The organism is Rhizocola hellebori (assembly GCF_016862955.1).
Lineage (GTDB): Bacteria > Actinomycetota > Actinomycetes > Mycobacteriales > Micromonosporaceae > Rhizocola > Rhizocola hellebori.
Window position 1 is genome coordinate 1 of record NZ_BONY01000042.1, and the last position, 12,158, is coordinate 12,158.

General features: G+C 70.8%; 7 protein-coding genes and 1 riboswitch. Of the genes, 4 read left to right on the forward strand and 3 right to left on the reverse strand.

All coding sequences use genetic code 11. From position 1 onward, the window contains the following. The coding region (locus Rhe02_RS29560) for a lanthionine synthetase LanC family protein (RefSeq protein ID WP_308442030.1) at nucleotides 1-527 on the forward strand (527 nt) is incomplete at its 5' end. 21 nt (nucleotides 528-548) lie between these two features. On the opposite strand, the gene Rhe02_RS29565 is transcribed toward Rhe02_RS29560, so the two are convergent. Beyond that, a complete protein-coding gene (locus Rhe02_RS29565; protein ID WP_203911680.1) occupies nucleotides 549-3,773 on the reverse strand; it encodes an AfsR/SARP family transcriptional regulator in 3,225 nt (1,074 codons plus the stop codon). Between the two features lie 97 nt (nucleotides 3,774-3,870). After that, the gene (locus tag Rhe02_RS29570; RefSeq protein WP_203911681.1) at nucleotides 3,871-4,323 is read right to left on the reverse strand and encodes a MarR family winged helix-turn-helix transcriptional regulator; all 453 of its coding nucleotides are present in this window, start codon (nucleotides 4,321-4,323) and stop codon (nucleotides 3,871-3,873) included. A gap of 83 nt (nucleotides 4,324-4,406) precedes the next feature. Here Rhe02_RS29570 and Rhe02_RS29575 point away from each other — a divergent pair, with 83 nt between their 5' ends. Then, entirely contained in the window at nucleotides 4,407-5,264 is an 858-nt protein-coding gene (locus Rhe02_RS29575) for an SDR family oxidoreductase (protein WP_203911682.1), read from the forward strand. Here Rhe02_RS29575 and Rhe02_RS29580 read toward each other — a convergent pair. After that, nucleotides 5,243-5,956, reverse strand: coding sequence for a nicotinamide mononucleotide transporter family protein (locus tag Rhe02_RS29580; protein ID WP_203911683.1), 714 nt, complete (start codon nucleotides 5,954-5,956; stop codon nucleotides 5,243-5,245). The two genes, Rhe02_RS29575 and Rhe02_RS29580, sit on opposite strands and share 22 nt — an antisense overlap. Before the next feature lie 105 nt (nucleotides 5,957-6,061). Continuing rightward, nucleotides 6,062-6,190: riboswitch (FMN riboswitch) on the reverse strand. A gap of 85 nt (nucleotides 6,191-6,275) precedes the next feature. On the opposite strand from Rhe02_RS29580, the gene Rhe02_RS29585 reads away from it, so the two are divergent. Both Rhe02_RS29585 and Rhe02_RS29590 read left to right on the forward strand, forming a co-directional pair. Further along, nucleotides 6,276-9,248, forward strand: a complete 2,973-nt coding sequence (locus Rhe02_RS29585) for an AfsR/SARP family transcriptional regulator (RefSeq protein WP_203911684.1) — start codon at nucleotides 6,276-6,278, stop codon at nucleotides 9,246-9,248. Between the two features lie 260 nt (nucleotides 9,249-9,508). After that, a complete protein-coding gene (locus tag Rhe02_RS29590) occupies nucleotides 9,509-12,130 on the forward strand; it encodes a LuxR C-terminal-related transcriptional regulator (protein WP_203911685.1) in 2,622 nt (873 codons plus the stop codon). Nucleotides 12,131-12,158: the final 28 nt, after the last annotated feature.

A 12,158-nucleotide genomic window follows, 5' to 3' on the forward strand; every position in this document is an offset into this window, starting at 1 on the left:
CCCCAGGCGGTGCCGTGGGAGACTGGGTCGCGGATCTGGCTGACGCCGCATTCCGTTGGCAGGAAACGCTTTATCACCCGGATCGGCTGGGCTGGCGGGATCTGCGCGAGCCCGATCACGTGACTTTCATGCAGGCCTGGTGCCATGGCGCGGTCGGGATCGGGATCGTTGCCGCCGATCTGCTGCCACGCGACCCCGACCCGCGCTGGCCGGAGCTGGTCAAGCGCACGGCCGCCGTCATGTCGCTGGCGGGTCTGGGACACCACCATTCGCTGTGTCACGGCGACCTGGGGGCCTGGGAGCTGCTGCACCGCGCGGCCCGGGTGGGGCTGGCGCCGGAGGAAACCGCGCAGCGGGCGGCCGCCGAGATTGTGGCCAGCATCGAGTCGCACGGCCCGGTGACCGGGATGACCCGGGGTGTGTTCCAGCCCGGCCTGGTGCTCGGCGCGAGCGGGGTCGCCTATCAGTTGCTGCGCCTGCATCCCGGCTGCGAGCTGCCGACCGTGCTGCTCCCGGATCCGCTCTGATAGTCGCTTGTGGACAGATCGTTATCGGTCGCTGCCGAGCAGACCGGCGGTGTGCTGCAACGGGTCGACGCCGATCTCGGCGAAAAGCCCCTGCGCCACGGCTTGGTGGGACTGCGCCTCGGTCCCCTGCTCGGCCCGCCCGGCGATGGCCCTAGCTTGGGCCTGGCCCAGCCGATGCCCGGTGGCAAGGTGCAGGGCGAGTGCCTGCGTCGCCGTGTCGAGGGCCGCACCGGGTTCGCCGCTGGCGAGCTGGGTGGCCGCCAGCATGGTGAGAGCCTGACCCAACAGGAGCCGATATCCTGCCTCGCGGGCCTGGGTCACGGCGGTGTCGGCGGCTTGCGCGGCCGCCTGCGGGTCGCGGTCGAGCAGGTGGCCGTGGGCCTGGCCGATCAGGATCTGGGTGTGGATATAGCGATGGCCGATGTCGCGGGCCACCTCTCCGGCCTGGCGGTAGTCGTCGAGGGCGGCCGCGAGGTGGCCTATGCAGGCACGAATGCTGGCGCGGGTGAGCAGGGTGTCGGCATGCGCCTTGCGATCGCCGTGGTCGCGCGCGGTGATCAACGCGGTCTCGGCCAGATGAAGGGCTTGGCGGTGGCGGCCCGCGTCGCGGTGCACGGCGGCCAGTGCTCTGGTGGTGCCGGCTTCGTAGGTGCGCAAGCCGATGGTGGTGAGCAGGCCGCGCGCTTCGGTGAGCATCCCCAGCGCGGTGTCGAGCCGGCTGAGGGAGTGGTACGCCAGGCCGAGCTGGTCGAGCGCCAGCGCCTCACCCGTCGCCGAGCCCAGCTTTCGGTGCAGCGCAAGCGCTTCGGTGTAATGGTCGACGGCCTCGGCCAGCGATCCGCGCATGAGCTCCACATTGCCGAGGTTGCCCAGGCGCACGGCCTGGTTGACCGGGCGGTCGGCGGCGCGTTCGAGGGCCAGCGACCGGCCGAAGAAGTCCGCGGCGTGGTCGAGGTTTCCCAGCTCGGCGTGGGCGATGCCGAGGACGTTGAGGGTGGCCGCTTCGCCGTCGGCCCACCGGCCCTGCTGCGCATAGCCGAGCGCCTGCGAGCCCTGGTCCAGGGTTTGCCGGTAATCCCCTTGCGCCGCACCGAACATGGCCAGACTTAGCCGGGCCGCCGCCAGCGACTGCGGCTGCCCATCCTCGGTGGCCGCGGCAAGCCCGGCCTGGGCGATCGATTCCCACTCCACCAGGTGCATCCGGCGATGCAGGTGCCCGCGGATGGCGTCGGCGAGCCGCAGCGCCGGCCCGGCCAGCCCGTTGCTCACCCCCTCGCGGACGGCGGCGACCAGGTTGGCGCGTTCGCTGTCCAGCCACACCAATGCTTCTTCGGCATCGCCGAACCCGGCGGTCGGCGCCGGGTCGCTGCGCAGCCGCGCGACCTGTGGGTAGGCCAGGTTCGCGGCGGCGACGGCGTGGTGCAGATAGTGCTCGTAGAGCCGGCTCACCGCGGCCCGGCGCGGCTCCTGCTGCTCTTCGATCGCTGTCCGCTCGGCGGCGAACTGGCGCAGCAGGTCGTGCAGCGCGTAGCGGCCGGGCGCGGGCTCGTCGATCAGATGCGCGGCGGCGAGCCGGTGCAGCTGTTTGGCTGTCTGCGCCGGATCGCCGCCGGTGAGCGCGGCCGCGGCCGGCGCGGTCACCTCCGCACCCGGTGCCAGACTCAGCAGACGGAACAGCCGCCGGATGGGGTCGGGCATGGCCGCGTAAGACAAATCGAAGGCAGCCCGGACCCCGACCGGCGGGCCACCCTGCACCTGCAGCGCGCCCAGCCGGTCGCCGCGCAGATCGGCTACATATTCACCAATAGCAATGTTCGGGCGGGCGGACAGGTTTGCCGCGGCCAGGCGCAGCGCGAGCGGCAGGTTGCCGCACAGCCGGGCCAGCTCGGCCACCAGCTGCGGCTGCGACTGGACCCGATCCCAGCCCAGCAGGCGGCTCAGCAGCGCGTGCGCCTCCTCGTCGGTGAGCACCTCCAGGCGCAGCGACACCGCGCCGGAGAGGGCGACCAGCCCGCCGAGCCACTCCCGCGAGGTCACCAGGGCCAGGCAGCCCGGACTGCCCGGCAGCAGCGGGCGAATCTGATCCGGATCGCGCGCGTTGTCCAGCACCACCAACACCCGCTTGCCCGTCAGCAGGGTGCGATAGAGGCCGCTTGCTTCCTCCACATTGGAGGGTACCCGGGCCGGCGGCACCCCGAGCGCACGCAGGAACCAGGCCAGGGCCTCCAACGGGCTCACCGGAGGTCTCTTGGTGTCCTCGAAGCCGCGCAGGTTCACGAACAGCTGCCCGTCGGCGAACCTGTCCCGATAGCGATGCGCCCAATGCACGGCCAGCGCGGTCTTGCCCACCCCGGCGCCGCCGGCCAGCGCCGAGATGACCACGGCCGTTCCCGCCGGGTTGTCCGCCGACAGCAGCAGCGAATCGAGCTGCTTGAGCTGCTGGTCGCGACCGGTGAAGGCCAGCACGTCGGCGGGCAGTTGCGCCGGGACCGGCGACGGTGAGGTGGCCGGTGCCGGCTGCTCGTCGGCCAGTACCAGCCGCTGGATCTCACGCAACTGCGAGCCGGGCTCCAGGCCGAGCTCATCGACCAGCGTCTGCCGCGCACGCTGATAGGCCTCCAGGGCCTCCGCCCGGCGGCCGCACCGGTGCAACGCCAGCATCAGATGGGCGCAAAGCCTTTCCCGCAACGGATTCTCGGCCACCAGCGGGTAGAGCTCGTCCACCACTTCCACATGGCGGCCCAGCTCCAGCAGGGCGGCCGTGCGGTCCTCCTGCGCGGCCAGCCGCGCCAGCTCGAGCTGGGCGGCCCAGGCGGTCAGCGACGGGGTTTGCGGCACATCGGCCAGCACCGGGCCACACCACAACCCGAGCGCCTCGGACAGCTGCCGCGCGGCCTGTTCCGGCTGCCCGCTGCCGAGCGCGTCGCGGCCGGCGGCCACCAGGCTTTCGAAGACCGCCGCGTCCACGTCCTGCGCCTCGGCCACCAGCTCGTAGCCGTGGTCGCGGGAGATCAGGACGCCCTCGCCGACCAGCCGCCGCAACCGCATCACATAGGCCTGAACCGTGTTCATCGCGGTGCGCGGCGGCCTATCGCCCCACACCTCTTCGATCAGCTGCAGCGTGTCCACCGCGCGTCCCCGGCTGGCGAGCAGCGTGGCCAGCACCACCCGTTGCTGGCCGGCCTTTACCGGCACCCAGCCGGCATCGTGGCGTACCCGTAGCGGACCGAGCATCCGAAACCGCATAACACGCCCCCTTCGTGCCGTCTCTGTACTGCAGTTCGGCGCCGATCCGGGTCCGGATGGGCCAACTTCGCCCACGCTATCGGAAACGGTCAATTGATCACTCGGCCGGCTCGGCCGCCTCGGTGATCGTCCTGAAGAGCCGCTTGAAGGTCGCAAAGTTCCGTGCGCCAAGAACTTTTGCGTACTCCTGCTCGAGGGCTTCGACGATCTCGTCCGACCTGCGCATTTTCTCCAGACCCAGCGCCGTGGGCACGATCAGTTTGGCGCGCCGGTCCTGTGGGTCGGGCTCGCGGCGCACATATCCGGCCGCCTCCAGCTCGTCGATCAGCGTGCCGATGACCTGCTTGTGCTGCCCGGAGAGGCGGGCGAGATCGGTGGCCCGGCTGCCGTCTTCGTCAAGGTGGGCCAGCACGGCCCCGTGCCGGGGGCCGATGCTCTTTCCGCGCTCCTGGGCCATCCCCTCGTAAAGCGCCTTCTGCACGGCGAAAAGGAGACGGCTGCTGAGGATGCCCAGGTCGGGATCGGCCTGCTTCCGCGCACTGCGTCGCACGTGGTCCACCTCACAGCAATAGTCACTGTTTTTGATAGTCACTAATCTTGACTATCACCAATCGTGACTCTAGCTTAAACCGTATGACGATTCTGATCACGGGAGCCAACGGCACCGTTTCCAGCGACCTGCTCAAAGCCTTGCACGCCAAGACAGAGGTGAAGCTGCGCGCCCTGGTGCGCGACGCCGCGAAGGCGCCCCGGCTGCCCGGTGTCGAGATCGCGATCGGCGACCTCGAGGAGCCGGGCTCACTGACCGAGGCGTTCGCGGGCGTCGACACGCTGTGGCTGCTCAACGCGATGGGCCCGCTGGCCCCGCACGCCAGCTCGAACGCCCTCTGGGCGGCGAAACAGGCCGGCGTCAAGCACATCGTCCGGCTCTCCGCGATCGGCGCGGGGCACGACGCGCCGACTCGCAACGGCCGGCTGCACGCACTGTCCGATGTGGAGCTTCTAGCCTCGGCGATCCCGGCCACCATCGTGCGGCCCGCCTTCTTCATGCAGAATCTGCTCGGCGCGGTCGCCGGCGACGTGCTCTACCACGCGCTCGGCGACGGGCGGATCAGCCCGATCGACACCCGCGACATCGCCGATTTCGCCGCTGTGGTGCTGCTGGCGCCCGAGAAGCACGCCGGCCGGACCTACCCCATCACCGGCCCGGAGTCGGTGTCGATGGCGCAGGTCGCGGCGACGCTTTCCGCACAGTTGGGCAGGCCTTTTGCCGTACAACAAATGGGATTTGAAGATTCGGTTAATGCCATGGTCCAAGCTGGTTTTCCGAGATGGGTGGCGGAGGTCAGCGGCAATGAATACGGCCGCGCCTACGCCGGCGGGTGGGGCGACTACACCACCGCGGACTTCGCCGCGGTGACCGGCGGGCAGCCTCGCTCGATCGCCGATTTCGCCCGCGACCACGCGGCTCAGCTCGGGGCGGGCAGCTGATCGGGCACCCGGTCGGGGGCGGGCGCCGCAGCGGTCCGCGATGAGCGCAGCCACACTGTGAAGCCGTAGACCACCAGAGCGCCGTAGATGAGGTAAAGCACCGCCGACGGATAGAAGTGCGACTTCACCAGCAGCGGCACGCCGACCGCATCGACGGCGAGCCACATCAGCCAGAAGTCGTTCCACCCCCGCGCCATCGCATAGGTCGCCGCCATCGACCCGATGAAGATCCATGCGTCGCACCAGTAGTACCAGCTTGGAGCGGCGAATCCGACGCCCACCCAGACGAAGATCTGCTGCGCGGCAACCACACCGGCAACCCAGGCCACCAGGTAGCCCAGCCTTTCCCGCGGGCTGGCCCAGCGTGGCGTGATCGCCGGGGCGGCCGCTTCCTGGCTGCGCCGCAGCGACGCCCACCGCCACCATCCATAGATGCTGACCACGATGAAGAAGATCTGACGGCTGGCCTGCCCGAACAGCGTCGTGTGCTGCGGGTTGGCGAAAGCCACCCCGAAGAAGACGGTGAACAGCAGGGCGTTGCCGACTATCCCGACCGGCCAGGCCCAGACCCGCCTGCGGAGCCCGCCGATGGCGGAGGCGAAACCGAAGGCGTTGCCGACCACCTCACGCCACAGGATGGACTGACCGAAGATCGACAACTGTGCGTCGAAGAGGCTTTCCAGAACACTCACGAGGGGGCCCTTTCCGTTCAGATGGCTGAACTCCGGGGCACATGACGATGCGCACCGGCGCCTGCGGCGCAAACAGCATGCGCCAAGGCGGCCGGTCGCGGCCGTCGCGTGCTGCCTCCCATCCGGACTTTCACCGTCGGTCCCGGAATTTCACCAGGTCCACCGGCCGCTGGCTGCGGTCGGGTCGCGGACTATCACCGCCGGTTCGGAATTTCACCGACCCCGGAGCACGTCCTCGCATTATGGCACGCACCGCGGGCAGCTGGTATGTGCGCGACCACCGCGATAACGAGCAACAACAAATCATTTACACTGCCTGATGCGGATACAGCTGCTCGGTCGGGTGACCGTCGCAGTCGGCGGCCAACGCCATACGCTGCCACGGTCTCAGGTCCGGGGTTTCTTTGCTCTGCTTGCCTTGCACGCCGGGGAACCGGTGTCGATGCCAAGCGCGATCGAGGCCCTGTGGGGTGGCAAGGCGCCGCAGACCGCGCGCACCCGCGTGCACGACTATGCGTCCACGATCCGGCGGCAGCTGCTGGAGTGGGGCGCGCCGGACTGTGTCGAAAGCGGCCGGTTCGGTTACATCCTGCGGGCCACCCGCGACTGCGTCGACGCCCTCGACCAAGCCACCGGGTTGCGTGAGGCCCGCTCCTGCACCGATACCACCAAGGCGATCGCCCGCTACCGGGAGGCGCTGGCGCTGTGGTCGGGCGAGCCGCTGGCCGACGCGACCGGCTCCTTTGTGGACGGAACCCGAATCCGCCTGGTCAACCAATACCTCAACGGCATCGAGGCGGTCACCGACCTCGAGCTGGCCCGTGGCGAGCACGCGGCGGTCGCCGCCGAGCTGACCCCGCTGGCGGCCCAGCATCCGTTGCGGGAACGGCTGACCGGCATCCTGATGCTTGCGCTGCACCGAAGTGGTGACCGGCAGGCCGCGCTCGCGCTTTACCGGCGATGCCGAGCCGAGCTCGCCGAGACCCTCGGGCTTGAGCCCGGCGCCGAGCTACAGCGCCTGCACCAGGCGATCCTTGCCGCGGATCCGACTTTGGACCTCGATGCGGCGACCGCTGAGCCGGTGCGGCTGTCGCGTCCCTCGCCCGCCCAGCTGCCCTTCGCCCCGGCCACCCTGGCCGGCCGGGAACGACAGCTGGACAAGCTGGACGCCGCCGCGCAGCCGGGCCGGATAGTGGCCGTCACCGGCCGGGGCGGGGTGGGCAAGACCGCCCTCGCGGTGGCCTGGTCGCACGCCCAGAGCGGCCAGTTCCCGGACGGTCAGCTGTATGTGAACCTGCACGGCTTCTCCCCCGGCTCACCGGTGCCGGTAGCCGAAGCGCTGGCGGGTTTTCTGCGCTCGCTCGGGGTACCGGGCGAGCAGATCCCCACCCGAGAGGACGAGGCCGCGGCACGGCTACGCACCGAGCTGGCCGGCGCCCGCATGCTCATGCTGCTCGACAACGCCGCCCACGCGGGCCAGGTCCGGCCGCTGCTGCCCGGTGGCACCACGGTGACAGTGCTCGTCACCAGCCGGGACAGGCTGAGCGGCCTGGCCGCGACCCACGACGCCGCGCAGATCGAGCTGGACAGCCTGGAGCCCGGCGACTCGGCCGGCCTGCTGCGCCGTCTGCTGCCCGACCGTCACCTGAGCCCGCAGGAGGCGGCGGAGCTGGCCGACCGGTGCAGCCACATGCCGCTGGCGCTGCGCATCGCCGCCGCCCGGCTGCGCGATGAGCCGGAGCTGCCGGTGCGGCGCTACGCCGCCGATCTCAAGGACGGCGCCGGGCTCGGCGAGCTGGCCATCACGGGCGATCCGGACACCGCCATCCGGGCCACCTTCGACCTTTCCTACGCCCGCCTGGATAGTGCGCAGCGGCGGGTGTTCCGGTTGCTGTCCCTGGTCCCGGGAGGGGACTTCGATGCCATGGCGGTGGCCCGGCTGGCCGGGTCGTCGCTGTCGCGGGCGCAGGAGCAGCTGGCCGGCCTGATCGCCGCGCACCTGGTCGACACCGTCGCGAATGGACGATGCGCCATGCACGACCTGATCCGCGCCTACGCCACCGAGAAGGCCGTCGCCGACGAGACTGCCAAACAGCTGCGCACGGCCCGGGATCGCCTGTTCGGCTGGTACCTGGCCAACGCTCGCGCCGCCTCCAGGATCACCATCCCCGAGCTGCCGCTGCTGCCCGGCTCGGTCAAGACAGTGTGGAAGGACGCGGCCGACGCGCGGCGCTGGCTGGAAACGGAACGGCGCAATCTCGTCGCCACGGTCAAGGTGGCGCCCGAAGCCGGCCTGCCCGGCTACGCCTGGCGCCTGCCCGACGCGCTGCGCGGATTCCTTTGGCACGCAGCGCATCGCAGCGATTGGCTCAGCACCGCGTCGGCCGCGTTGCAGGCCGCCACCGCGACCGGCGACCCGCTGGCGCTCACCGCCGCCCACCTCAACCTGGGCTGGTACCACTTCGTCTTCGGCCGCGACGAGCAAGCACGTGAGCACTATGACCTGGCCGCCCGGCTGGCCGAGCCCGCAGGCTGGATAGAGGCACAGGTCAGCGCGCTGGTCAACGCCGCCCGCGCCGAACGGGACCTGGGCCAGCTGGCTTCTGCCCTATCCCGTACCCAGCTGATGCTGAAGCTGGAACGCGAACATGCCCTGGGCTCGGCCCGGGAGGCGATAATCCACGGCCTCATCGCCTCCATCTGTCTGCTGGCCGGGATGCTCACCGAGGCCCTGCACCACGCCCAGCTCGGGGTGGCCGCGCCCGCCTCGCCCGTGGTCGTGGCGGGAAACACGGTGATTCTGGCCGAGGTGCAGCTGGCCCGCGGCGAGACCGGTCCGGCGGCGCAGCGGTTCACCGAGGCCGCACAGATCTTCGAAAAGCTCGGTCATCGGGCCGGCCGGGCGAAGTGCGGGGCCGGGCTGGGGGCGGTGGCGATCGAACACGAGCGCTACCCGCAGGCCGCGGCGCATCTGGACGAGGCGCTCAGCCTGGCCCGTCAGGCGGGCGACGATTCGACCGATGCCGAAGTGTCGCTTCAGCTCGGCAGGCTCATGGTGCGCACGGGCCGGCCCGCGGCGGCGCTGGACCATCTGCACCGGGCCCGCCAGCTGCGCACCGTGCCGACGGTGCGGATAGCGGCCCTCATCGAGCTCAGCCGGGCCCTGCACGCGCTCGGCCGCACGGCGGAGGCCATCGAGGCGGCACAGACCGCCTGGGACGAGGCCGCGGGATCGGAGTACGCGCGCCTGGTCACGGCCGCCGAACAGGCGCTGCAGACCTTAAAGGATTGATTGCGGGCTCCCGGCGCCGGCCGGTCTCCCCAGAGCGTGTCCGCGATTCGCAGACCGGAACGGCGTCGTTCGCCCGCAATGCCAGGGACGGTTGGTTCCAAGGCTGGTCGAAGGCGCTCTACATCCGCTCTACGGCGTCGGCTGAGCGACCCAGGTGTCGGCATGCCGACATGCTGTGACCTCGGCCACGCCGTTCCCGGCCCATCCACGGGCTCCGCGGCACCGAATGCTTGGCAAGCGCAGTCTGGGGAGGTGGCGTCTTGTCTGTCATTGCCGGCGAAACGGAAATCGTTGGGCGTGAAAAGGAATTGGCCGACATCGGATCGGTCGTCAAGGGACTCGTCGCGGGCCGGGGGGCCTTTCGCGGATATGTGGGCGATCCGGGGATAGGCAAGACCACCATGCTGCACGCCTTGTCGCGGGAGGTGCGCCAGGCCGGCCTTGCCGTGCTGGGGGACCGCTGCGGCAAGCTGGAGGAACTGGTCGAGTTCGCGCTCACCATGCGCGGCCGTAACGAGTCCGCGGCCGTGCTCATCGATGATCTCCACGGCCAGGGCGAGGCTGCGGTCGAAATGATCGAGCGCCTCCTCGAGCTGACGTCCGGTCCCCTGCTGCTCGCCGTGGCGTACCGGCCACGCCAGCTTCCGCTGCCGCTGACGGCGATCCTCTACCGCACCTCGGCGCATCTTGGGGCCAAGCGGCTGTGCCCGCTCACGCTCGCGCAAACCGGCCGCCTGATCGGCCACCGCCCCGATCTCGAAGCGGTTCATCGTGGCTCGGAAGGTTTTCCGCTCTACGCCAGGGTGCTCGCCGACACCGGCGACGCCGCTTCGGCACAGCTCTTCGCCGAGCTGGCCGCCCTGCCGCCGGAGCAGCTCGCCACAGCGCAGGCGGCTGCCGTGATCGGCGGGGAGTTCCTGGCCGAGACCCTGCTCGCGGTGTCCGTGCTGGATCCGTCCCCGGCGCGATCAGCGCTGGACCAGCTGGTGTCCGCGGACATCATCCGGGCCGGGTCACCCGGGCCGCTGCTGGCCTTCCGCCACCCGACCCTCGCCGACGCGGCTTATCACACCATCACCGTCAGCCAGCGAGGCGAGCTGCATCTGCGCGCCGACCGCGAGCTGGAGCGCCGCGGCGCACCGGCCATCATGCGCGCCCGGCACGTGGCCAACTCCATCGACGCGGCACACCCCGATCGGCATCTGACGCTGGCACTGGGCGCGCGGCAGGCGCTGAGCACCGATCCGGCGGCGGCCACCGGCTGGCTGGAGGCGGCCGAGGCCCGCATCACCCGCAACCACCCGCACTGGCCCGAGACCCAGCTGTTGCTGGCCAAAGCGCGGCTGCATCTGGGCCGCCTCGACGACAGCCGCTCGACGTTCCTCAAGCTGGCCCACGCCTCTACGCATCAGAGGAATGACGTGGCCATGCACACGGGCCGCATCGAGCGGCTGCTCGGCCGGTATAGGGAGGCGGCGGCGGTCATCCGTACCGGGCTGACCGCGGCCGGTTCGGCGGCCGCTCGCGGGGTCGGCCTTTTCGAGCTCAGCGCAATCGCGTCTGAATGTGCGGAGTACGCCGACTCCGACCGCCTCGCCACCGAGGCGGCCCGGATGGCCAGGGCCGCGGGCAAGCCGTTGCAGGAGTCCGTCGCGTTGGGCAGCGCGGCGTGGGCCAGGACGGCGCTGGGTGACATCACCGGCGCCCGGGCAGCGGCGTCGGCGGCGGCCAGCCTGGTCGATGCGATGGCGGATAGCGTTGCGGTACAAGACATCGACTGCCTGCGCCTGCTGGGCCAAAGCGAGCTGCTGCTCGACCACCTCGCCGACGCACGGCGTCACCTCGATCGCGGGCTGCGGCTGGCCCGCCGCACCGGGCAGCGGCATGTGCTGCCGAGCCTGCTGAAGTCCGTGGCGGAGCTGGAGTTCCGCCTCGGGCGGCTCGATCAGGCGAGCGAGGTGCTCGACGAGGCCGAGCCTTTGGCCGCGCAGACCGGGGTGGTCGCCATGCAGACGCTCGCCGCCGCGCTTCGCACCCATACCCTGTTGTGGCAACATCCGTCGGACAGGGTGTGGCTCAGTGTCGCGGCCGGTGAACGGGCGGCCGGCTTGGCCGACGACGGCAACACCACCCTCACCTGGCGACAGCAGGCGCTGGCCGCGCACGCCGAGGCGCTGACCTTCGCCGGGCAGCCGGGCCACGGCAGCCAGATCATGCTCGATGCCGTGGGCGGCCCGCTGCTGCCACAGCTGGCCATCCATCGCCGGGTGCGATGGTGGGAGGTTCTCGCGATCTCCGCCGTGGCGGACGCCGATTTCGCCATGGCCGACGAATACGCCGCGCTGGCGGTGGCGGCGGTCGATCGAGCGCCGACCGACATCCGGCGCGGCTTCGCCTATCGCGCCCGCGCCCTTGTCGACAGCGCAAGGGGCGCCACCGCCGCGGCGCTGGCCGCGGGCGAGGTCGCGGCCGCGGCCTTCCTGGCTGCCGGCGGCCAGCTGGACCTTGGCCGGACCCAGGTGATCCTCGCCTCGGCCTGCCTGGACGCGGGGGTCGCCGACGGTGTCGCCGATCGGCTCGCCATGGCCGGTGCGCTGGCACGCCGCTGTGGCTCACCGCGCCTGGCCGAACAGGTCGAGGCCCAGCTGGCGCGGCTGCCTCAGGTGACGCCGCAACGGGATTGGCAGGCCACGCTCACGCCACGGGAACGCGACATCGCCCTGCTGGCCGGGCAGGCTCTGGCCAGTACCACGATCGCGGCCCGGCTTCACCTGAGCGTGCGAACGGTCGACTCGCACCTGGGCCGCATCTACCGCAAGCTGGGCGTCACCAACCGGGTGGCGCTGGCCAACCTGCTGACTCGTACGGCGACGGCAAACTAGCGCACGAAAGCGGGAACCAATGACATTG